This is a genomic window from Mesorhizobium sp. RCAM 05099, from assembly GCF_059683685.1.
The window spans coordinates 2,347,245-2,369,937 of sequence record NZ_CM185035.1; the positions used below are offsets into that span (position 1 = coordinate 2,347,245).

General features: G+C 62.6%; 22 protein-coding genes and 1 pseudogene. 11 read left to right on the forward strand and 12 right to left on the reverse strand.

The genetic code is table 11. From position 1 onward, the window contains the following. Positions 1-28 precede the first annotated feature (28 nt). The gene (locus AC56QQ_RS11540; protein WP_497127185.1) at positions 29-331 is read left to right on the forward strand and encodes a hypothetical protein; all 303 of its coding nucleotides are present in this window, start codon (positions 29-31) and stop codon (positions 329-331) included. 290 nt (positions 332-621) lie between these two features. On the opposite strand, the gene AC56QQ_RS11545 is transcribed toward AC56QQ_RS11540, so the two are convergent. Together AC56QQ_RS11545 and mocR are read right to left on the reverse strand one after the other, a co-directional pair. After that, on the reverse strand, positions 622-810 hold the full coding sequence (locus tag AC56QQ_RS11545) for a hypothetical protein (protein WP_489862607.1): 189 nt from the start codon (positions 808-810) through the stop codon (positions 622-624). A gap of 282 nt (positions 811-1,092) precedes the next feature. Further along, positions 1,093-2,535 carry a rhizopine catabolism transcriptional regulator MocR gene (gene mocR, locus AC56QQ_RS11550; protein ID WP_489862606.1) on the reverse strand — a complete coding sequence of 481 codons (1,443 nt, stop codon included), beginning with the start codon at positions 2,533-2,535 and terminating at the stop codon, positions 1,093-1,095. A 268-nt stretch (positions 2,536-2,803) separates the two neighbouring features. Here mocR and iolE point away from each other — a divergent pair, with 268 nt between their 5' ends. From iolE to AC56QQ_RS11600, 10 genes are all read left to right on the forward strand, one after another. After that, positions 2,804-3,712 (forward strand): myo-inosose-2 dehydratase, encoded by a 909-nt coding sequence (iolE, locus tag AC56QQ_RS11555; protein WP_497127188.1) that lies wholly within the window; start codon positions 2,804-2,806, stop codon positions 3,710-3,712. A gap of 28 nt (positions 3,713-3,740) precedes the next feature. Then, positions 3,741-4,832, forward strand: coding sequence for an ABC transporter ATP-binding protein (locus AC56QQ_RS11560; RefSeq protein WP_497127191.1), 1,092 nt, complete (start codon positions 3,741-3,743; stop codon positions 4,830-4,832). A 1-nt stretch (position 4,833) separates the two neighbouring features. Next, positions 4,834-6,153, forward strand: a complete 1,320-nt coding sequence (locus AC56QQ_RS11565) for an extracellular solute-binding protein (protein WP_497127194.1) — start codon at positions 4,834-4,836, stop codon at positions 6,151-6,153. After that, entirely contained in the window at positions 6,153-6,695 is a 543-nt protein-coding gene (locus AC56QQ_RS11570; RefSeq protein WP_497127197.1) for a carbohydrate ABC transporter permease, read from the forward strand. The genes AC56QQ_RS11565 and AC56QQ_RS11570 overlap by 1 nt, the downstream gene beginning before the upstream one ends. Then, complete coding sequence (locus AC56QQ_RS11575) at positions 6,620-7,060, forward strand: carbohydrate ABC transporter permease (protein WP_497127200.1); 441 nt, start codon at positions 6,620-6,622, stop codon at positions 7,058-7,060. The genes AC56QQ_RS11570 and AC56QQ_RS11575 overlap by 76 nt, the downstream gene beginning before the upstream one ends. Next, positions 7,057-7,875 carry a carbohydrate ABC transporter permease gene (locus AC56QQ_RS11580; RefSeq protein ID WP_497127203.1) on the forward strand — a complete coding sequence of 273 codons (819 nt, stop codon included), beginning with the start codon at positions 7,057-7,059 and terminating at the stop codon, positions 7,873-7,875. Before AC56QQ_RS11575 ends, AC56QQ_RS11580 begins: the two co-directional genes overlap by 4 nt. A 97-nt stretch (positions 7,876-7,972) precedes the next feature. Continuing rightward, positions 7,973-8,965, forward strand: coding sequence for an inositol 2-dehydrogenase (iolG, locus tag AC56QQ_RS11585; protein ID WP_497127206.1), 993 nt, complete (start codon positions 7,973-7,975; stop codon positions 8,963-8,965). 24 nt (positions 8,966-8,989) lie between these two features. Then, on the forward strand, positions 8,990-9,928 hold the full coding sequence (locus AC56QQ_RS11590) for a sugar phosphate isomerase/epimerase family protein (protein WP_497127208.1): 939 nt from the start codon (positions 8,990-8,992) through the stop codon (positions 9,926-9,928). Positions 9,929-10,261: 333 nt separating this feature from the next. Further along, complete coding sequence (locus tag AC56QQ_RS11595; RefSeq protein ID WP_497127211.1) at positions 10,262-11,041, forward strand: hypothetical protein; 780 nt, start codon at positions 10,262-10,264, stop codon at positions 11,039-11,041. A gap of 102 nt (positions 11,042-11,143) precedes the next feature. Then, positions 11,144-12,136, forward strand: coding sequence for an alpha/beta fold hydrolase (locus AC56QQ_RS11600; RefSeq protein ID WP_497127213.1), 993 nt, complete (start codon positions 11,144-11,146; stop codon positions 12,134-12,136). A gap of 458 nt (positions 12,137-12,594) precedes the next feature. Here AC56QQ_RS11600 and tnpC read toward each other — a convergent pair whose 3' ends face one another. The 10 genes and pseudogenes from tnpC to AC56QQ_RS11650 form a co-directional block, all read right to left on the reverse strand. Further along, positions 12,595-14,166: an IS66 family transposase gene (tnpC, locus tag AC56QQ_RS11605; RefSeq protein ID WP_497123677.1), complete on the reverse strand. Its 1,572-nt coding sequence runs from the start codon at positions 14,164-14,166 to the stop codon at positions 12,595-12,597. Between the two features lie 54 nt (positions 14,167-14,220). Then, a complete protein-coding gene (tnpB, locus tag AC56QQ_RS11610; protein ID WP_258580693.1) occupies positions 14,221-14,574 on the reverse strand; it encodes an IS66 family insertion sequence element accessory protein TnpB in 354 nt (117 codons plus the stop codon). Beyond that, positions 14,555-15,023 (reverse strand): annotated as a pseudogene (tnpA, locus tag AC56QQ_RS11615) (IS66-like element accessory protein TnpA). The gene tnpB and the pseudogene tnpA overlap by 20 nt, the downstream one beginning before the upstream one ends. Before the next feature lie 45 nt (positions 15,024-15,068). After that, complete coding sequence (locus AC56QQ_RS11620; protein WP_497127215.1) at positions 15,069-15,611, reverse strand: NADH-quinone oxidoreductase subunit B family protein; 543 nt, start codon at positions 15,609-15,611, stop codon at positions 15,069-15,071. Positions 15,612-15,623: 12 nt separating this feature from the next. Continuing rightward, a complete protein-coding gene (locus AC56QQ_RS11625) occupies positions 15,624-17,138 on the reverse strand; it encodes a hydrogenase large subunit (RefSeq protein WP_497127219.1) in 1,515 nt (504 codons plus the stop codon). A gap of 18 nt (positions 17,139-17,156) precedes the next feature. Continuing rightward, entirely contained in the window at positions 17,157-18,608 is a 1,452-nt protein-coding gene (locus tag AC56QQ_RS11630) for a hydrogenase 4 subunit F (protein WP_497127221.1), read from the reverse strand. Next, positions 18,605-19,267 carry a hydrogenase-4 component E gene (locus tag AC56QQ_RS11635; protein WP_489862597.1) on the reverse strand — a complete coding sequence of 221 codons (663 nt, stop codon included), beginning with the start codon at positions 19,265-19,267 and terminating at the stop codon, positions 18,605-18,607. Before AC56QQ_RS11635 ends, AC56QQ_RS11630 begins: the two co-directional genes overlap by 4 nt. Continuing rightward, entirely contained in the window at positions 19,267-20,223 is a 957-nt protein-coding gene (locus AC56QQ_RS11640) for a respiratory chain complex I subunit 1 family protein (protein WP_497127223.1), read from the reverse strand. Before AC56QQ_RS11640 ends, AC56QQ_RS11635 begins: the two co-directional genes overlap by 1 nt. Then, positions 20,214-22,235: a hydrogenase 4 subunit B gene (hyfB, locus tag AC56QQ_RS11645; protein ID WP_497127225.1), complete on the reverse strand. Its 2,022-nt coding sequence runs from the start codon at positions 22,233-22,235 to the stop codon at positions 20,214-20,216. The genes AC56QQ_RS11640 and hyfB overlap by 10 nt, the downstream gene beginning before the upstream one ends. Continuing rightward, the gene (locus AC56QQ_RS11650) at positions 22,232-22,546 is read right to left on the reverse strand and encodes a helix-turn-helix domain-containing protein (protein ID WP_167365184.1); all 315 of its coding nucleotides are present in this window, start codon (positions 22,544-22,546) and stop codon (positions 22,232-22,234) included. The genes hyfB and AC56QQ_RS11650 overlap by 4 nt, the downstream gene beginning before the upstream one ends. Between the last annotated feature and the right edge of the window lie 147 nt (positions 22,547-22,693).

The following is a 22,693-nucleotide window of genomic DNA, read 5'->3' on the forward strand; positions in this document are numbered from 1 at the left end:
ATGTGTAGGTGGCAAAAGGATCGGGCTTGTGAGCGGGATGCCCATATCCAAACCGGCCGCCGAAATCTCCTTCAGCATCCTGATGTTGGGATGGCAATTCGAGCGGCGTACCGACCGAACCTGTGTGGTGGCGATCTTCCGTGGCGAGCGTGTCAGGTTTTTTCATGCAGCTAAAGAAAGCGTCAGGCCAGATGGTTCCCTGGGAAACCTGGACATGGTTTCTGAAACCTTTCCAGCCGAGGTGAGGCCAGCGGTTCTTGGGCTGGTCATGCCCGATAGGTATGCATTGGAACAAGAATGCCGCGCGGAACGTTGGTGGACGTCAAAGTGACAGGAACAATTCATGCCCCATAGGGCAAGAGTGGCGAACGGCGAACCCCGCTGGCCGCGCTCAGGAGGTGCATATGGATATCACCACAATTCTGGTCATCGTTCTTATCGTTCTTCTGCTGGGCGGCGGCGGTTTTTATGGTCGCGGCCGCTGGTACTAGGTCCGCAAGGGATTTCTCTTGCTCGTTTGCCTGGAGCCGCGTCAGTCGAAAGTCCGACCGGGTGAAGGACCGTCTTTCGACCTGTGGCCAGGCTGCCCACTGAAGCATCGCGACGAGCGATCCAGACGACCTAGCTGCCTCCTGCCTGGCTGAATACAACCGTGCCATCGTCCTTGCGAACTTCCACCGCGACGATCCCCTCGTTCTGCTTTCGAACAAGAAATGTCGCCAGCGCATGATCGCGCGCTGCTTTCTCGGCATCGAAGGGCGTCTTTTCAACGATGCCCTCTTTCCCGTACCAAATTACCGTATAGGCCACCGCTGGAACGCTCCCTTGCCTTTGTCCGAAGCGTCGCCTCGGGCAACTTGATTGCCTGACGTTGAAGACCTTCGACATCAAGGTGGTAAACCGTGGCCGCGGTCGGAAGTTCCATGTCCGGCCTCAGGCTTGGCGCCCCGCCGGGTGGGAGGTGCTCATTTGAAGCTCTTCCCCGGTTCGCTACCGAATACGGGGGATATGCCCGGCGAACAACCTCCTGTTTTGTTGGGGAGACCATCTCCCTCCGGGCCCACCAACCAGTCCATCGCTTGCAGGCGAGGCTCATGACGGTGTCCGTACCTGTTCGATGGCCTGGCGCAGACGTCGGATTCCCGCTTCGCTCTCGGCCTTGTTGCAGGCGGCATAGCCAAGCACCAGGCCATTGCCGGAGGATGACCAATAATATTTCGACAGCGGCGACGCGTTGACACCGAGTTTGTCGGCGCAATGCACCACCGCCCGGTCGTCGCAACTTTCGTGAAGCGCGGCAACGACCTGGATTCCGGCTTCCGCTGCCCAAAGGGTCATGTGGTCGGCCAGTTCGGTCTCGCACAATTCGTAGAAAAACTTGCGCCGCTCGGCGTAGATGCGGCGCATGCGCTTGAGATGGCGGCTCATGTGGCCTTCATCGATGAAATCGGCCAGTGCCGCCTGAAGCACCAGCGGCGCGAACTGCCCGGTGGTGCTCAGCGCATGCGGAATGCCCTCGCACAGAGCGGCGGGCAAGACCATGAACCCCAGCCTGAGCGCCGGAAACAGCAGTTTCGCGAAGGTGCCGACATAGATGACGCGGTCGGCGTAATCCATGCTCTGTATGGCGGGGACCGGCCTTCCCTGAAACCTGTACTCGCCGTCGAAATCATCCTCGATGATCCACGAATTGTTGCGTTCGGCGATTTCAAACAGGCGCAGCCGCTGGTCCATTCGCATCGTGATCCCCAGGGGATGCTGGCAGGCGGGCGTCACATAGATCAGGCGCGGCGAGACCTCCGGCTGATTCATCTGCCAGCCGTCGCGGTCGACGACAAGCGGCAGGATGTTGGCGCCCGCGACCGTGAAGGTCGCCTTGGCGGCGTAGTAACCCGGCTCCTCCAGCCAGACCGTGTCGCCCGGATCGAGCAGCAGGCGCGCCAGCAGGTCGAACGCCGCCTGCGCTCCCGTCGTCACGACGATCTGTTCGGGAGAACATCGCACGCCCCTGGCCGAGATCAGGTAGCCGGCTATCGCCTCCTTGAGCGCCGGCAGACCGGTTACATGATAGGTGCCGAACAACATGTCTGCGCCAAACGTCGCCCGGCGCGCCAGAAGCCTGCCCCAGACCCCAAAGGGGAAGTTCTGGGAGTCCGGCATGCCCGGATGAAAGGCAAAGCGACCGGGCGATCCATGATGGAAGGGTTGCTGCATCAGGCTTTCCCCGCGCCTGGAAAGCGGGCGTCGGATTGCCGTGGCCGCGGGTTTGTTGCCTCGATCGGTCGAGTTCACGGGCAGGTCGACGACCACCGGGCGCGCGCCCTGCCGGCTTGCAAGATAGCCTTCCGTCGCCAACTGGTCATACGCACCGACGATCGTGTTGCGCGCGAGGTTCAGATCTTCCGCGAGCGCGCGCGTCGACGGCAGTTCCGACCCCGGCGCCAGGCGGCGGTCACGGATCATCGAGGCAATCTGCCGATAGAGTTGGCGATGGATCGGTTCGTCGATGGTCCGGTCGATGACCAGCGCTTCCATCGGAAAGGCCTGGCGCCTTCGCCTTGACATTCGCATCGAAACCTCGGCCGCGTGAGAACAAGCAGAGCTTAGACGAGCACTGCCGCGATTGAAACTGGCACCTTCACTTCCATGCAAACTGGCTCTCGCGATGGAGACAGATTGGCGCTTAGATAAAAAGAAAAAGGGAACGACGGGCCAGAACAGAGCGCAAGCGAAACGCCTACACCGACCGGAATGGTTGGGATGAAGCGTCGCGACCAATGGTCTGGTTCGGTGAGGAGCGATGATGGCAGTCCGGATAGGCATAAATCCGATCACGTGGACCAATGACGACGTGCCGGAACTCGGCGGAGATACGCCGCTCGAGGTCTGCCTTTCCGAAACGGCGCAGGCCGGCTACGCGGGCACCGAGCTCGGCGGCAAGTTTCCCCGTGCCAGCAAGGAGCTGGCCGCGGTCCTCGCCACCCATGGCCTCGAACTGGTCTCCGGCTGGTACGATGGCCGGATCTGCGAAAAGGAGGTCGAGGAGGAATTCGACGCCATCCTGCCGCATCTGACGCTTCTGCGCGACCTCGGCGCCAGGCACGTCGTTTACGCCGATACGTCGCGCGGCCGCCACGGCGCCATTCACGATCCGATCTCGCAGCGTCCCAAACTCGCCGACGGCGAGTGGAAATCCTACGGCAACAAGATCACGCGACTGGCCGAACGGTTCGCGGATTTCGGCGTCGGCATGGCCTTTCACCATCACATGGGAACCATCGTTGAGACGGATGACGAGATCGGCAGGCTGATGTCCGGTTCGGGCGAAGCCGTCGGCCTCCTTTACGACACCGGCCATTGCCTGTTTTCCGGCGGCGATCCCGAGGCGCTGCTGCGGCGGCATGTCGGCCGCGTCGTCCACGTGCACTGCAAGGATGTGCGACCGGATGTGCTGAAGCGCGCTCGCGCCCTGGATATGAGCTTCATGGGTGCGGTGATGGAGGGCATCTTCACCGTGCCCGGAGATGGGTCCATCGACTATTTGACGCTTTTGCGGGTGCTGGCCGACAATGGCTATGCCGGCTGGCTGGTGGTCGAGGCCGAACAGGATCCGGCCAAGGCCCACCCGCTCACCTATGCGACAATGGGCTATCGCAACCTGCGCGACCTGGCCCGCAAAGCTGGTTTCGAGGTCAAGGAACGGAAGAACTGATATCCTTCGGGGGCGCTGGGGAGCGGCAATGAGTTCTGTCCTGTACCAAGGTGTGGTCAAGAACTACGGCGCGCTGAACGTCTTGCGGTCGCTTGACCTTGCCGTTCCCGACCACATGTTCCTGGCCCTTCTCGGTCCTTCGGGCTGCGGCAAGACGACGGCGCTGCGCATACTGGCCGGCCTCGACATGCCAAGCGCCGGCAAGCTCTTCATCGGCGACCGCGACGTCACCCGGCTGCAGCCGCGCGACCGCGACATCGCCATGGTCTTCCAGAGCTATGCGCTCTATCCGCAAATGACGGTCGGCGAGAACATCGGCTATCCCTTGTGGATCCGCGGCATGCCGGATGCCGAGCGCCGCGGCAAGATCGACGAGGTCGCCGCGGTTCTCGAAATCGGCCACCTGCTCGATCGCCGGCCGCGCCAGCTCTCCGGCGGCCAGAGGCAGCGCGTGGCGCTTGCGCGCGCCATCGTTCGCGATCCGGCGGCCTTCCTCATGGACGAGCCGCTGTCGAACCTGGACGCAAGGTTGCGCCTGACCATGCGCGGCGAGATCAAGCGGCTTTGCCAGCGGCTCGGCGCAACCACCCTCTATGTCACCCACGACCAGGTCGAGGCCTTGACCATGGCCGACTTCGTCGCGGTCATGCATGGCGGCGAGCTGCAGCAGATGGCGCCGCCGGCCGACATCTACGACCGCCCGGCCAACCGTTTCGTCGCCACCTTCGTCGGCAACCCACCGATGAACATCCTTCCGGTCAAACTGGCCGAACAAGGCATCGCGATCGGTGGAACGCCGGTTGCGATGCCGCCCGCCCGGCTGGCGGCGTGCCGCGCGGCGCAAGTGGTCGAGATCGGCCTGCGGCCGGAAGACATGAGCGTGTCAGCGCCGGGCGCGCCCAACGCGCTGCCCGGCGAGATCTATGTCGTCGAACCGATGGGCAATGAGACGCTGGTCAACGTGCGCCTTGGCGGCGGCAATGTTTCGGTCCGCGCGGGCCGCGACTTCAGGGGCGCGGTCGGCGCCAACATCGCGGTCACTTTTGATGTGTCGAACGCATGCTTCTTCAATTCGGCCGGCCTGACGGCCGTCCACAGGGTCAACAGTGATGGAGAGTGAAATGACGCAGTCCAGCAGAAGCAGACTTACTCGCCGCTCCGTACTCAAGGGAGGACTTGGCCTGGCGCTTGCCACCACCGCCCTTACCGCACTCGGCCTGCCTGTCCCGGCCAGGGCGGCCGGCAAGAAGGTGATCATCGGCGCTTTCGCCGATGGCGGCCTGACGCCGTTCAAGCAGAAGATCATCCCGCTCGCCAAGGATGCCGGCTTCGACATCGAATTCCTCGAGGATGAATATGGCGTGACACTGGAGAAGTGGTTCGCCGACGCCAAGAACAGCGCCGGCCAGTACGACCTCTACCTCCTCGACGATCCCTGGGTGCCGCAGTTCGGCGCGGCCAATGTGCTCGAGGATCTCGGCGCGGCCGGCATCGACGGCGGCGACAAGGACTGGATCGGCTCGATGATCGACATGGGCTACTGGCCGCCGCAGAAGGGCGCCCGCGTGAAAGGCTTCGAAACCGCCACGCCGACGCTGATCTGCGTGCCGTTCGTCGGCGATCTGCAGACCCTGACCTACCGCAACGATGTCTACACGAGCGGCGCGCCGAAGACCTGGGACGAGGTCATCGCCAAGGGCAAGGAAGGCGTTGCGGCTGGCAAGATCAAATATCCGGTCGTGTTCCGCGGTGTTTCCGGAAATCCGATCGTGACCAGCTGGTACCCGGTCTTCCTGTCGTTTGGCGGCTCGTTCTTCGACGACAAATGGAACCCGGTCTTCAATTCCGCCGAAGGCAAGGCGTCGGCCGAATTCTTCGTCGGCACCATGAAGCAGAACGCGCCGAGCGGCGTCGTCGAGTTCGACTCGGATCAGGAGGGCGCGGCGATCCTGGGCGGCGAAGCTGGCGCGATCATCCAGTATTCCGGCAATGCGCTGAAGGCCGACGATCCGGCGCAGACCAAGGTGGCGGGCAAGCTGGATTTCGGCGTCGTGCCGAAGCAGACATCGGCGATCGCCCAGATGGGCATCTTCATTGCCGGCATTCCGAAATCGGCGCCCAACAAGGCCAACTCGGTCGAGTTCCTGAAGTGGTATGTTAGCGCCGCCATCCAGGCCAAGCTGTCGGAAGCAGGTTCCATCCCGGTCAAGCGCAGCGCCTTTGGCGTTGCCAAGCCAGGCAACCGCCTGATCCCGGTCGCTCTGCAGCAGCTCGACGCCGGCGCGCTGCCGCGGCCGCGCACGCCCGATTGGGCCAAGGTCGAGGAACTGCTCGGCATCGAACTCAACAAGGCGCTGCAGGCCGGCTCGGGTGGCGGCGCCGCGTTGGACAATGCCGCCAAGCAGGTCAAGGACTACCTGTCTTCGGTCGGCTATTACTGATGGCAAACGGCGGGACGCAGAGCCGCAAATACCGTCTGCAGGGGGCGGGGCTCGACCTCGCCCTCCCTTATCTCATGCTGGCGCCAGGCCTGCTGATCGTGCTCGGCGTGCTTGTCTATCCGCTCTGGGACGGCCTGCGCGCCAGCACCAAGGTCTATCGCTACGGCTCGGTCGTCGCCGATGTCGGCATGCAGAACTACATCAAGCTGTGGAGCGACCCGCAGTTTCTGAACTCGCTCTGGGTGACGGTCGAATTCGTCGCCCTGTCGGTCACCTTCGAGGCCATCCTGGGCTTTGCCCTGGCGCTGTTCTGCCTGCGGGAATTTCGCGGCATCCGCTTGCTCAGGACGATCCTGATCATCCCGATGGTGATCACGCCCGTCGTCGTCGCCATCGTCTTCCGGCTGATCTACGCCAGCGACGCCGGCATGCTGACGGCAATCTCCGAGTGGATGGGCGGCGGCCGGTGCAGATCCTCGGCAGCCCCGTCAAGGCCTTCATCGGCCTCGTCGTTCTCGATGTCTGGGAATGGACGCCGCTGATGTTCCTGATCCTGCTCGCCGGCCTGCAGTCGCTGCCGCACGAACCCTTCGAGGCCGCCCGCGTCGACGGCGCCGGCAACTGGCGGGTATTTGCCGATCTCACCTTTCCGATGATGCGGCCGGTGCTGGCGATCGCCATCGTGCTTCGAACGATCGACGCCTTCGGCACGTTCGACCAGGTGTTCGTGCTCACCCGGGGCGGACCGGGCGAGGCGACGCGGCTGGTCTCGATCTATGGCTACGACACCGCCTTCAAGTTCCAGCAGACCGGCTATGCGGCAGCACTTTTCGTCACCATCGGTCTCGTCGTGCTCGCGCTGGCCTTCAGCGCCGTGCGGCTTTTGCGCAGGGTGGACGCATCATGAACAGTCGTCTGGCCCGCATCGGGGTGATGAGCGCGGTGCTGGCCATCGTGCTGTTGCCCATCTACTGGCTCGTCTCGACCTCGCTGAAGTCCAATCGCGAGATCACCCAGGAAGGCACGCTCTATCCGCATGTCCCTACACTGGACAATTACATCAGGCTGTTCACGGAAAAGCAGTTCGGCGCCTATCTGACCAACTCGCTGGTGGCGACGTTCTTCTCCGTGGCGATCGCCCTGGTCGCCGGCGCCATGGGCGCCTATGCGATCGCCCGCTTTCGCCTGCCTTTCGCGATGGAGCGCAAGGTCGGATTGTTCCTGCTGACGCTGCGCATCGTGCCGCCGGTCGTCATCCTGATCCCGGTCTACCTGCTGATGCTCAAGCTCGGCCTGCTCGACAGCTGGCTGGGTTTGATCGCCACCTATACCGCGTTCAACATCACCTTCTGCGTCTGGATGATGGAGAGCTTCTTTCGCGAAATCCCCGTGGATCTCGAGGAAGCCGCCATGGTCGACGGCGATTCCCGCTTCGGTGCGTTCCGGCGTATCACCCTGCCGCTGGCGGCACCCGGCCTTGCGGCGACCGCCATCTTCGCCGTGCTTGTCACCTTCAACGAATTCCTGTTCGCGCTGGCGCTGACGGCCACGCCCCGGGCGATGACGATGCCGCGCGGCACCGCCACGCTGATCGGCCGCATCGACACCGACTGGGCCTCAATGTCGGCGGCCGGCGTCATCGGCGCGTTGCCGATCGTCTTCTTCGCGCTTCTGGTGCAGCGCCATCTGGTTCGCGGGCTGACCATGGGAGCCGTGAAATGACGACCCGGCTGGGCAGTCACCCACCTCAATCAAGCCGCCGCCCCGGCCACGCACAAGGCCGCCCGACACCACGCGGCCTTTCAGGGAAATCAAACGCATGATCGATGTCTGTCTATTTGGAGCGGGCCTCATCGGCCAGGTGCATGCGGGCAATTTGGCGCGCCATCCGCGCGTGCGCCTGCGCTACATCGTCGATCCGAACACCGAGGCCGCCGCGAAGGTCTCGGCCCTTACCGGAGCCGAGATCGCCGACACCCAGACCGTGATGGATGACCCGTCGATCCGCATGGTGTTCATCGCTTCGGCGACAAGAACCCACGCGAACCTGGCCATGGCCGCGGCCGCCAAGGGCAAGGCGATCTTCTGCGAAAAGCCGATCGATCTTGATCTCAAGCGCACGGACCAATGCCCGGCGGCTGTCGAGAAGGCCGGCGTGCCTTTTCAAATCGGATTCAACCGTCGGTTCGACCCGAGTTTTCGGGCGCTCAAGGCGCGCCTTGGGCAAGGCGAGATCGGCGCCGTCGAACAGGTCATCATCACCAGCCGGGATCCGGAACCGGAAACCGAGGAAGCGCTGGCCGGAGGAGGGGGCGTGTTCCGGGAAATGACCATCCACGACTTCGACATGGCGCGAAACCTGTTGGGCGAAGAGCCGGTGGAACTCTTCGCGACCGGGTCGTCGCTCGTCGCGCCGCAATATGCCAAGCTGGGGGACTACGATACCGCGATGTTCGTGCTGCGCACGGCGTCCGGCCGGCAATGCCACATCAACAACAGCGTCAGGGCCGCCTACGGCTACGACCAGCGCATCGAGGTGCATGGCGCGGATGGGATGCTGCGGGCCGGCAACAGGGTGCCGACATCGGTCGAAATATCAGGCGCGAAGGCGATATCGCGCGACAAGCCGTATTACTTCTTCGTCGAGCGCTATGCCGAATCCTACGCAGCCGAGATCGATCATTTCATCACCTGTGTCGAAACAGGCCAACGGCCCGACGTCACGGCAAGCGACGGCCGCAAGGCGATGATCCTGTGCGAGGCAGCGCTTGCCTCCGCCAAGTCCGGCCGGTTCGAGACCGTTCGGTTCTAGCGCGATTGAACGAGGAGTTTCCAGATGAAGATCGGCATGATTACGGACAGCCTCGGCAACCTCGCCTTCGACGAGATGTTGCGCGCCTCGGCCGAGCTTGGACTTGAGACGCTGGAGTTTGCCTGCGGCAACTGGTCGTCGGCGCCGCATATCGATCTGCAGGCGATGCTGGCGAGCGCGGCCACGCGCAAGGAATTCGTCGCCAAGATCAGGGATCACGGGATGACGATCGCGGCGCTCAACTGCTCGGGCAATCCGCTGCATCCCGGGCCGCAGGGCGCGGCCCATCATGGCGTTACACAGGATACGATAAGGCTGGCCAGCCTGATGGAGATCGATCGCGTCGTCATGATGTCGGGCCTGCCGGGCGGACCGGGTGACGCCCATCCGAACTGGATCATCACCGACTGGCCGCCGGAATGCCTGGAGATCCAGCGCTACCAGTGGGAAGAGCGGATCATCCCGTACTGGCGCGACCTCGTCGCGTTCTCAAACAACCTCGGCATCCACAAACTGTGCCTGGAACTGCACGGCCATCAGGCCGTCTACAACGTCCAGACGCTGTTCAAGCTGCGTGACGCCGTCGGCGAGACGGTCGGCGCCAACTATGACCCCAGTCATCCGCTGTGGATGGGGGCCGACCCGATTGCCGCCATCCGCAAGCTCGGCTCGGCGATCTACTATGTCCACGCCAAGGATACCCGGATCGAGCCGATTCCTGCGGGCATCGACGGCACGCTCGATGCTCGTCCACCAAACCTGTATGCCGAACGAGCCTGGAATTACATCACGCTCGGATACGGTCACGGTGAGACCTGGTGGCGGCAGTTCTGTACCGCGCTCAAGCAGGTTGGCTACGACGATGTCCTGTCGATCGAGCACGAGGACTTGATGCTCTCCCCGATGGAAGGCATGCGAAAATCCGTTGCGCTGCTGCGCAACGTGGCAATCAACCTGTCATAGAGCGAGGACTTGCCGAGGTTGGGGCTGATCGCCCGAAATCTCGCCCTCGACGACGAAGTTTACCAATGATTTTGGGCCGGTTCGCCAACAGTCCGCCAAGCAGCGGCCTGCGTGTCGCCGGCCGTGCGTGGTGCTCATGGACCGTCTGGTCCATGGGCTCTCGGTCCTGCCGGCTCGTTCGGTCCGGGAAGAACGGCGTGGCCGTGCGTAGAGCAGACTTGATCGAAATCGGTGCCGCTCGGCCCGTTTGATCCGCCGCAAAGCGTGGCAGCATCCAGCGCGCTTAGGTGGAACTGCCCGGAAACAGCCGGCACACGAAAGAAGGAGCGTCACATGAGCTACAAGGATATCTTGGTGTTCCTCGACGGTTCGGTCGAAAACGGAGCGCGGGTGGATTTTGCCCTTTCGCTGGCAAAAGCACACGGCGCGAGGTTGACTGGCGTCGACGTCGACTCCGCCGCAGCTTTCGCCAGCGAGTGGGCTGAACGCGCGAAATCGCTTGAAGACACATTTTTCGCCAGTGCCAATCGCTTTGGCGTCGACGTTCGCTTCAAGGTCGCGGATCGTAACTCGGCGGGATGGAAGCATTACTATACGCCCTATGCGGATCTGGTGGTCGCCACACAGCCCTACCGTGAGGTTTCCGACAGGATACCGCCCGAGGTGCCCGGGGATTTGTTGACGTCGGCAGGCGTGCCGATGATCCTGCTGCCCCGGGACTGGCGGCCGAGACCCGTTGGAGAAGAGATCGCGATTGTCTGGTCGCCGAGCGGACAAGCCGCCCGTGCCGTGCATGATGCGATGCCCCTTTTGGTCCGGGCGCGAAAAGTAACGGTGTTCGCGTTCGATCCGCCGGCCGACATAAAGGATACGGATATCGACTTGCTGCGCGACCATCTGCTCGCACATGGCGTCAAAGGCGAGACCGACCGCTGGACGGACACCGGCGACCTGTCGGCAATCGAGGCGCTGTTCGCTTCGCGCGCCGTGGAGGACGCCGACTTGATCGTAGCCGGCGCCTATAGCCATTCGCGAATCCGCGAGGCCTTGTTCGGCGGAATGACCAAGTCCCTGCTCGAGCAATTCTCGCTGCCGGTGTTCGTCTCGCACTGAACGGGGGATCGGTCATGCAAATGACTGGCCGGTCTCCTGCGCGGCTTGCCTTGATTCAGGCGCTTGGTGGCAGAATGGCGGCTCATTTGGTGGAGTTTGGCAATGAGCCGAACTAGAGGTTTCCTGCTGGCCATATTGATCGCCATGGTGGCCGCGGCCAGTGTGGCCTTCCTGCTTTACAAGAACGAGCTTGGTCGCATGCGCGACACGGCCAGCCGAGGCAGTCTGGTCGCCAACCTCGACACAGGCCCGATCGAATACGCCGACAGCGGTGCGGGCATTCCGCTTCTGTCGATCCACGGCGCCGGCGGCGGCTTTGACCAAGGCCTTGCCATTGCAGCCGATCTTGTGGGTGAGGGCTTTCGGGTCATCGCGCCATCGCGCTTCGGCTATCTGCGCACCCCCGTTCCGCCGGACTCCTCTCCAGCCGCGCAGGCCGATGCGCACGCGGCGTTGCTTTCCAAACTCAACCTCCCCAAAGCGGTGGTCGTCGGCATTTCGGCAGGCGCGCGTTCCGCGGCTGAGCTGGCACTCCGGCACCCGGACAAGGTCGCCGCTCTCATCCTGGTCGTCCCAGCCCTTTATTCGCCCACCAGTCCGATCTCGATCGAAGTGGGCCGCGGCAACAGGTTCGCATTCTGGGCCGTCAACGCTGGCGGCGATTTCGCCTGGTGGGCCGCCGAGAACGTCGCGCCGTCGATACTCATTCGCTTTCTCGGCGTTCGACCGGCACTGGTAGCGGCTGCGCCTCAGGCCGAGCAGGATCGCGTCATGAGTTTTGTCCGGAGCGTCGAGCCCTTGTCGCTGCGCTTCCCTGGAATCAATATCGACAGCGCCCCCGAGCTACATGAAATGCCGTTGGGTGAAATTACCGCGCCGACAATGATCATCTCCGCGCGTGACGACCTGTTCAACACGCTGCCGGCGGCTGAGTTCTCAGCGGACAAGATCCCTGGTGCCAAGCTGGTCGTCTACGACACTGGCGGACACCTTTTGGTGGGACGGGCGCAGCAGGTTCGCACCGAAGTTCGCACGTTTCTGGCAGGCGCGGGCCTTATCCCGTCATTGGCAACAACAACATCAATGTTGCGGTAAGCCGCTCGATGTAAGCGGCGACACCGGCACATCAGCGTGTCGCTGGGCTTTCGACCAGATGGCGTGCCAGCTGGCACGCGACGACAAATAAGCTGCCGTTGCTTCAAGAGGTCGCCCACAGGGAATTGTCCACTCTGCGGCGGCTTTGCGCCGGCGCGGCTGATTGCACAGGCGGTGCGGTTTCAATTGGTGGCGATCCTGCAACCGCCGAGCGCCGGGACGAGCCCGCGGAGCGAGGGCGAAGCACCAATGCCGCAGCGATGCACGGCGGGCCGTGAAATCGACAACCGAGCGCTCGCAGAAGCTATTCCGAGGCAGCGACAAGCCCGGCTTGGAAAGCCTCCACATCGGCATTCAATCCGTGGGAACAGCAGTCCTTGAATCTTCGGTAAGCGCTCATTTCCATGCGCGTTGACGCGGCCCGTTTGACGGGGTCGCTGTCAGACGGCTGCATCGGATCATGCAGCGGCGGTTTTGGCGAAGTTGAAGGGCAGCAGGTCGGTGATGTCGGCGTCTGTGGCGCGCTGCGGCAATTCGCTGAGGACGTGGCGCAAGTAGGCCAAGGGCTCGACGCCACAGGCGCGGCAGGTCAGCATCAGGCTGTATATGACGGCGCTGGCCCTGGCTCCATCCACGGTATCGCTGAACAGCCAGGATTTTCTGCCGGTGGCAAAGATTCTGATATCGCGTTCGAGGAGGTTGTTGTCGATCGGCATCCTGCCGTCTTCTGTGTATCGCGTCAGGTACTCCCACTGGTTCAGAGTGTAGGACACGGCGTCGCCGATCTTGCTATCGGGCAAGACCTTCGGCGCGATGTCGTCGAGCCATATCTTGAGAGCATTGAGGATGGGAACGCTGTGTTGCTGGCGAAAGCGGCGAATGCAATCGGCTTGTGTTTCGCCCTTGTCCGGCTTTTCGTTCCGCGCTTGGCCTTCAACCCGGTAGAGCTGCTCGAAGAACTTGAGCGCCTGCTCCGGCGGACCGCCCCCCTTCTTTCTTGCCTTGAGGGCATCGACGAAGCGACGTCTGGAATGGGCCATGCATCCCACATGGGTGGCCCCTGCCAGCGTGCGCCATGCGGTATAGCCATCGCTCATCAGTATGCCGCGGTAATCGCCGAGGAAGGCCTGCGGATAAATCTGGCCGCGACCCGGTTGATAATCGAGCAGCACGATCGGCTCGTTACTCTCTTCGCCGCTCCGGTATGCCCACATAAATGATGTGCTGGTGGCCTCCCTGTCCTTTTCCTTCAGGACCTGGACGGTGGTCTCGTCGCCATGGATGAGTGCTTGAGACCTGAGCCGCAGCTTCAGTGCGTCATAGATGCGGGAGAGATGCTTCTCGCTCGATCCGATCACCCAATGCCCCAGAGCGCCGCGGCTGACGGGCACGCCGGCTCGCTCGAATGCCTGGCTCAAGCGGTAGAGCGGCGTGCCGTCGACGTACTTGTGAACAAGAGCAAATGCCAGTGTCGAGGCCGTGGCGATGCTGCCCGGCAAGGGCTGCGCGGGCATCGGCGCGATCACGACCGGCGTATTGATGCCGGTGCGGTCGCAATGGCGGCAGGCATACTTGAAGCGCACATTCTGCAGGACCTTCGCCTTCACCTCGATATGAAGCTGCTCGGTAATGGCCTCGCCCATGTGGTGCATCCGGTGACGACAGCAAGGACAGGCCTTCTGATCTTCGGGAAGGTCATACTCGACGCGCTCGCGCGGCAGGTGTTCCGGCAGGGCCTTGCGGCCACGCTTCTTTGCCTCCGGCTTTTCGGTGGACGGAAAGCCGGTGTCCGGCAGGTCGATGACATTGCCATCTTCGCTGCCCGCGTCGTCTTCATCGGCAACCTGTTCGGCTTCATTGAAGAGGCGATCAACGTGCTTTTCGCTCTTGGGCGCAAAACGATGTGAGCGCGCCAGCGCCAACTCTTCCTCGAGCTTAACCACGCGTTCTGCGAGCTGACGGTTCTCCGCCTGCAGCACAGCAATGCGCGCCATCAACTCCTCAACAGTCGGTTCGCCAGGTCGATTCATCGTAGTTTTGAATCTGAACCGCACCGACGCGTCAACCGCACAATTCGGGAGCCGTCAGCCCGCAACCTGATATTGCCGCACCGGATGGCGCACCATTGCATCGATGTCGATGCCGTCGAGAATCCAATGGAGCTGCTCGGTCGTCAGCGTAACCACCGCCGTCTCCCGGCGTGGCCATCGGAACCTGTCTTCGGTCAGCCGCTTCAGAACCAGCACGAAGCCGGACCGGTCGAAGAACAAGAGTTTCATCCGGTCGCGGCGGCGATTGCAAAATGCAAAGACCGCAGGCGCAAATGGGTCAAGCTCCATCACCTCCTGAACCAGGACCGCAAGGCTGTTGATGCCGGCCCTAAAATCGATCGGCTCGCGGTGCAGGTAGACGTTGAGATCAGCGCCCAGTCTGAACATGGCCCAGAGCTCCAATGATCGCCGTCAACGCGTCTACATCACCGCATTCCAGCACCAGCTTCACGCCGTTCGGCAAAGACGCGCTCACCTTGGCTGGGAGTGGCGATGAGCCCATGCTTTCCGACTTCGACAGCCGCTCTTCACCACGCGCAGCAGGCCTGTCCACCGAATTGCTCTGCATAGGCAGGCTGTGGTCCCGCAGCGGTGACTTGAACTGGAATGAACGCAGACGGTGCAGGTGGCGGCAAAGCACCGGCGTCTTTGGTCGTCTTTATCCATTTCCGAAGAAGGTTGGCATTGATCCCATGTTCAAGCGCAAGTCGCGATACCGACACGCCAGGCTCAAGGCAGGCCGCAACTAGCCGCTCTTTCGACGCCGGGTCGTACCGCCGGCGGCCGTTGCGCAAAATCCGCCTCACCAGCAGTTTCTGTTCATCGTCCTCAATCACTTGGTGTCCACCTCCGTTAAGTGGACACTTCATGCCAAAACACGCTCAATGGAAAAAGGTGCGGAGAAATTCGCGCTTACAATCTTCGAGCAAGGCGAGCAAGCCTTTCAGAATTTCGATTGGTGGCGGCGGACAGCCTGGAATGTGCAGATCGACCGGCAGCACCTCCGACACTCCCCCGACCACGGCGTAGCTGCCAGCGAAACAGCCGCCGTTCCTGGCGCAATCCCCCAGTGCAACCACCCATTTGGGGTTGGGAGTCGCGTCGTATGTTCGCTTCAACGCTTCGCGCATGTTCTTGGTCACCGGTCCTGTGACAAGCAGGATATCGGCATGACGCGGCGAGGCGACAAAACGGATTCCGAAACGCTCAATGTCATAGAATGCATTGTTGAGCGCATGCATCTCGAGTTCGCAGCCATTGCAGGAACCGGCGTCGACAGCCCGAATGGCCAGGCTTCTGCCCAGCCTTTTGCGGGCGGACCCGTTGAGGGCGCGCGCCAATTCCTCGATCGCCGAGTCGCGTGCCAACGGTGGCCGCTCGGTGAGGGCGGGGCGTATCAGGCTTTCGAAGAGGAGCTTGCGCATGACAGCGTGCCTTCAAAGATCGTGCCCGGAATAAGAGCAGTTGAACGATTTGTTGCAGAGCGGAAAGTCGGCGACGATGTTGCCCTCGATGGCGGCTTCAAGAAGCGGCCATTGAAACCATGACGGGTCACGCAGGTGACAGCGCTCGACAAGGCCGCCCTTGCCAATGCGCAGCCAGGCCAGAATGTCGCCGCGGAAACCTTCGACGAGCGCCATGCCTTCATGCGGTCCGTCTGTCGGCGCGAAATCGACACGGATCGGGCCGCCGGGTAGTTTTCCCAGGATCTGTTCGATCAGGGACAGGCTCTGTTTCACCTCATGGATGCGAATCCAGACGCGCGCGTTCACGTCGCCTTCCTGGAGGAGAGGGATGTCGAAGGCGAGTTCGTCATAGGGCGGATAGGCCAGACCGCGCCGCGCATCGAAGTCCCGGCCAGAGGCTCGGCCGACATAGCCTCCGGCGCGATACTGTCGGGCAAGCTCTGCCTTGAGCCGGCCGGTTGCGACCGTCCGGTCCTGCAGCGACGCCGTATTGTCGTAGAGGTCGATCAGCTGGGGGAACCGCTGCCTGATCTCGGTGAGCAGTGACCGAACCGCTGTCGTTCCCTCGTCGCTCAGGAAGCTTGCCACGCCTCCAGGCACGATGCAGTCGCGCATCAGACGATGGCCGAAAGCGGCATCGCTTGCCCGCAATACGCGCTCACGCAGCACCCCGCAGTGGGCATGCATGAGCGAGAAGGAGGCGTCGTTGCAGATGGCGCCGATATCGCCAAGATGATTGGCCAGACGTTCCAGTTCGGCCATTAGCGCTCGCAGCCAGACCGCGCGCGGAGGAATCTCGACACCGAGCGCCGCTTCGACCGCGCGGGCGAAGGCGAGGGAGTACGCCACGGTGCTGTCGCCGGAGGTCCTGGCCGCCAGCCTGGCGGCATGATCGATGTCGGATCCCGCCATCAAACCTTCTATGCCCTTGTGCGTGTATCCGAGGCGCTCTTCCAGCCGGACAACCGTTTCGCCGCTCGCCGTAAATCGAAAATGCCCCGGCTCGATGATACCGGCATGCACAGGTCCGACCGGAATCTGGTGCAGGCCTTCCCCCTCGGAAGGCAGGAAATGATAGGGGGATGCCGTCGGTGACAATGTCCGCTGGGTTCCCAGCGGATAGCTGACCCCCCACTGGCCATGATCAAGCCACCGTCGTGTATCGGGCGCGCCCTGCGGCAAGAGACCGAACAAGTCGGCGGCCGCGCGTTCGAGGCGCAATGCGGGCGGATGCAGCCGGCCGACCGATGGGTAGCGGCCGTCCGGACATACCAGGCTGACAACGCCGATCTCCCTGGCGCTTTCATCGAGGAGCGCCATATGGACGACGCCTGGTTCACCCCAGAGACCGAGCAAGCCCCAGTGACCCTCGACCAGCTGGTCAACGGCAAAGCTCCATATCTTGGGAGCAACCACGGCGCGCGCCCACGGAAAATGGTTGTCGACACGTTGGCCAGCAAGGATGAGGTCGATCACAGCGGGCATGCTTCTTTCTCCCTTCCTTCATCCCAGAAGGTTGGCGACATGCTGGAACCATGTGACCAGTGGTGGCGGCAGATAGATGCCGGCGGCAAACACCAGCGCCAGGTGGGAATACATCGGAATGTAGGACGCGTCGGCGGGCGCGGTGCTGCCGCGCGGTTCGCCGAAAGCGACGCCGGTCAGCCGAAGCAGCAGGGCGCCGAAAGCGAGCAGAATCCCGAATACCAGCGGCATAGCCAGAAAGGGGTGTCTTGCAAATGTCGAACTCACAACCAGGAATTCGCTCATGAAGATGCCGGATGGGGGGAGGCCGGCGATGGCCACGACGCCGATGACGAGCGCCCAGCCAAGCGCCGGATGCGTTTCCGTCAGCCCCCTGATCTCCGTTATGTTCTGTGTTCCCTTGACCTGTGCGATGTGTCCGACCGTGAAGAAGATGGCCGACTTGGTCAGGCTGTGCATCACCATGTGCAGCAGGCCGGCAAAGTTGGCGAGCGGGCCCCCCATGCCGAAAGCGAACACGATGATGCCCATGTGCTCGATGGAAGAATACGCGAACAGACGTTTGATGTCGCGGCGGCGGTAGAGCATGAAGGCCGCGAAAACAAGCGACGTCACCCCCATCGTGATCATCAACGGCCCCGTCGCGATCGCTTCCGGGCTTGCTGCGAGCAACATCTTGAAACGCAGCACGGCATAGAGCGCGACGTTCAACAGCAAGCCCGACAGCACCGCGGAAATCGGCGTCGGGCCTTCCGCGTGCGCGTCGGGCAGCCAGGCATGCAAGGGCGCAAGGCCTACCTTCGTACCGTAGCCGAGCAGCAGGAAGACGAAGGCGACGTTCAGCAATGCCGGGTCGAAATGCGCCGCGTTTGCGATGAGCACTGTCCAGACCATGGCATTCGTGCCCTCGCCAACAACTGGTTGCGCGGCCATGTAGACGAGGATGGTGCCGAACAGGGCCAGCGCGATGCCGACGCTGCCCAGAATGAAATATTTCCAGGCGGCTTCCAGCGCTTCATGCGTGCGATAGATGCCAACCATGAGCACGGTGGTCAGCGTGGCAAGCTCCACCGCCACCCACATCAAGCCGATATTGTTCGACACGAACGCCAGGTTCATGCCGAACATCATGATCTGGTACATTGCATGGTAGAATCGCAGGTTCGACGCGGTCAGCCGTCCGGTATCCAGTTCGTGCGCAATGTAGGAGGCGCTGAAGACGCTGGTCGTGAAGCCGACAAAGGCATTGAGTACGATGAAAACGATGTTGAGATCGTCGACGAGCAGGTATTGACCGGGCGGTGGCCGATCAGTGACGAAGAGCGACATTGCGGCGAGCAAGGTCAGCAAGCTCGCGGCGACATTGAGGCCAGCCGCCAGCCGGTAATTCGGCAGCGCCGCCAGAAGCGCGGCCGCGACGACTGGTATCAGCAAAATGGCGGCCACCGCATCGAGGGAAAACGCGGTCAACGATGCTCTCCCCTGTAGTCGTCGAGCGCGCCGACATCGACCGAGTCGAACCTCTCGCGGATGCGGAACAGGAACACACCGATGACGATGAAGGCGATGAGGATCGAGAAGGCGACGCTGATCTCGACGACCAGCGGCATGCCCTTGGCCCCGGTGGCGGCAAGGACCAGGCCGTTCTCGAGCGACATGAATCCCACCACCTGGCTGACGGCATTCCGCCGGGTGACCATCACCAGCAGTCCCAGCAATATTATGGACAGCGCGAAGGCCAGGTCCTCGCGGGCGAGGGGGGCGGCGTAGGGGGTGACCCGCAGCATCAGGACCATGGACAGGGTCACCAGGCCAATACCCGCAAGCATGGTCGAACCGATCCCGACCGCCGTCTCGATATCGCGATGGATGCCGAGCCGCTGAATGATGCGATGAAGCCCGACGGGAATGACGATCGCCTTGAAAATGAGGGCAATCGCCGCCGTGACGTAGAGATGATGCGCGTCCTGGATGTAGGCCTGCCAGGCCACCGACAGGGCGAGCACGATGGCATGAACCGCAAAAACATTGATCAGCGCGAAGAGGCGATCCTGGTACAGCATCATGAAACTGACCAGCACCAGGCCACCGGCGAGCAGATGAGCGATGTCGAAGGTGAGGCCGTTCATCAGAGGCTCCTCGAGACGAACCGCAGGAGCGTGGCAAGCAGGGCCAGCATGAGCGCCGCTCCGAGGAAATCCGGGACGCGGAAGACACGCATCTTGGCGATGGCGGTCTCGAACAAGGCGAGGAGAACGCCGCTCGCGGCAAGTTTGCAGATGTAGAAAACGACGCCCAGAACATAGGACCAGGGCCCGGCCCCGGTGGTCACGAGCCCCCAGGGAACGAAGACACAGGAAATCAGCGAGACGTAGAGCAGAAGCTTCAGGAAGGCCGCGAAATCGATCATCGCCAGATGGCGACCGGAATATTCCAGGACCATCGCCTCGTGGATCATGGTCAGCTCCAGATGCGTCGCCGGGTTGTCCACCGGCACGCGGGCATTTTCCGCGATTGCCACCATGACGAGTGCGATCAGCGACATTCCGAGCGATACCCGCAGACCGACCTGCGGCGAGCCCATGAAAGCCGCCACCGTGGACAGTTGCGTCGCGCCGGCAACGAGTGCCAGGCTGAACACGATCAGGAGCATGGCGGGCTCGGCCAGGGAAGCGATCATCACCTCGCGGCTGGCGCCGATGCCGCCAAAGCTCGTACCGACGTCCATCGCCGCCAGCGCCAGGAAGAACCGCGCGCTTCCAAGCAGCGCCACGATCGCTATGAGATCGGCGGTCCAACTGAACTCGAGGCCGGTGGCGAATGTCGGTATGAGCGCGGCGGCGACCCAGGTGAAGGCGAAGATCAGATAGGGTATGACGCGAAACAGCCAGGATGCATTGTCGGCCAGAACGACCTCCTTGCGCATGAGCCGCAAGAGATCGCGATAGGGCTGGATCAGAGGAGGGCCCTGGCGCCGCAACAGCCTTGCCTTCACCTTGCGGACGAAGCCGGTCAGGAGCGGTGCCAGCAAAAGCACCAGCAACATCTGCGCGCCCTGGACCGTCAACTCAAGGATCAGGGCCATAGTGCGAGCACCAGGAGCAAGACGATGAGGAAGAGGAAGACAAGGGTCAGGTAGCGCCTGATCGTCAGGAACTGCAGATGGTTCAGGTGGTCGGTCGCAAAGTCGAGGGCCTTGCCGATGGGCAGATAGAGCGTCTCCCAGATCACGTCATGGATTTCCAGCTTGAAACGAGCCGGACCGGTATCGCCGGGTGCCGGCATTTCGACCCTTTCAGTCGCGCGGAACACGAACGTGCCGAAGACCCGGCGGATAGGCTGCGCGAAGCTGACGCCCGTGTACTGCGAGCCCGGGACGGCATCCGCGAAGCCACAACCCCAGGCGGGACCGCGACGCAGTGCGTGCGAGGCGAAGCGATGGATCACATAGACCGCGGCGGATGCGGAAATGGCGATGAATACAAACACCAGCAGGCCGTTGTAGGAACTGCGGCTCTCGGCGATCGGCGCGATCGAAAGCCAAGGTTGCGCCATCTGCACCGGCATGCGGCTGCCGATGAGCGAAAGCGTCACGGGGGAAAGGCCATCTATGACAAAGCCCGGCAGAATGCCGGCAAGCAGACAGAGCGCGGCAAGGATGAACATTGCCGCCAACGAGTAGCGGTCGGCTTCATGCGCGTGTTCCACCGCCGAGGTCCGTGGTCGGCCCAGGAACGTAATTCCGAAGGCCTTTACGAAGCAGGCCGCGGCCAGCGCCGCCGACAGCGCGAGCAGGCCGCCGACGGCGGGCACCATCACCTTCAGGGCCCATTGCGGCAAATCCGGGCTCTGCAGGACAGCCTGGAAGGCCAGCCATTCGGAGACGAAGCCGTTGAAGGGCGGAAGCGAGGAGATCGCCACGCAGCCAACGAGAAAGACGAAGCTGGTCTGCGGCATCCGATGGATAAGACCGCCCAGCTTCTCCATGTCCCGTTCGCCGGTTGCGGTGAGCACGGCGCCGGCGCCGAAGAAAAGCAGGCTTTTGAAGAACGAATGGTTGAGAGCGTGGAACAGCGCGGCCGTAAGCGCCAGCGCCGCGGCCGATGGCATGGCGTTCGCCTTGAAGGCGAGCGCCAGACCGAGGCTTACGAAGATGACGCCGATGTTTTCGATGGTGCTATAGGCAAGCAGCCGCTTGAGGTCCTTTTCCATCAACGCGTAAAGGATCCCCAGGACGGCGGTGAGGCCTCCGAAGAAAAGGACGATGATGCTCGACCACCATGTCGGTTCACCGAGCAGGTCGAAGATAACGCGGATGAAGCCATACACGGCGACCTTGGTCATGACGCCGCTCATGAGTGCCGAGACATGGCTTGGCGCGGCCGGGTGAGCGAGTGGAAGCCAAACGTGTAGCGGAACGAGACCGGCCTTGGAGCCGGCGCCGAGCAACATGAGAGCCAGGACGAAAGTGGCGACGAGCGGGGTGGCCCCCGCGGCACGCATCGCTTCGAACGTGTAGTTTCCGACCGGCCCGGACAACAAGCCGAACGCAAGCAGCAGCGCGAGCGTGCCGAAGCTCGCCATCACGAGATAGATGTAACCGGCCCGTGCATTTTCCCGTTCGCGATGGTGGACGATGACCAGCGCCCAGGAAGAGAGCGACATGAATTCCCAGGAGAGCAGGAAGCTGAAGGCGTCGTCCGCGAGCACGACCAGATTCATTCCGGCGAGGAAGGCGGGGAAGAACGGCAGCACCCGGTGTGGCGAGGGCTCGTGGCTGCCATAACCGAGACCGTAGAGGCTGGCCATGGCGCCGCCGAAATTGATGACGACGAGGAAGAAGGTCGAGAGCGCATCCAGGCGGAAATGAGCTCCAATCCAAGGCAGCCCGACCGGCAATACGACAGTCGACGGCGTGATGGGGTCTTCGAGGATGCGGCCAGCGAGGACCAGGAGCGCGGTGGCCGAAATACCGAGCGTCAAGCCGTAGACGAGGCGTGTTCCCGAGCCCGGTGTGCGGCTCAACGCAATCGCAAGCACCGCTGTCCCCAGGAGCGATGCAACGCCCCATAGGAGGACCGCGGCGTCCGAAGTCACGCCACGCTCCTCGCAGCGAGTTTGGCGCCCGCATCGTCCCCGCCCAGAACCTTGGCGGGATCGAAATCCGCTTTAAGCCGCACGCCGCGTCCACCGATCTGGCTGGAGGCGCCCTCGGCGATCAGCTCGACGCCGGCAAGGTCAAGGGCCCCGATCAACTTCATCAGGGAATCGACGTTGCCCCGGATGATCGACTCGCTGGCTTCCATGCGCTGAATGGTCGGCACCGACAGGCCGGACAATTCGGCCAGCCTGCGCTGGTCAACGCCAAGGAGCGCCCTCGCGGCACGCAACTGTGGAGCGGTTATCACGGGTTGCATCCCTCATTGTTAACTTTGAGATATTGTCCCTGCCGGTTGCAGCATATATTAAAATGCGGTGCGTTCAACAAATGATGCGTGACACATCTGTCCCTGCGCCATGGGAAACCGCGCGACAGGAGCCGGGATTGGGCGCTC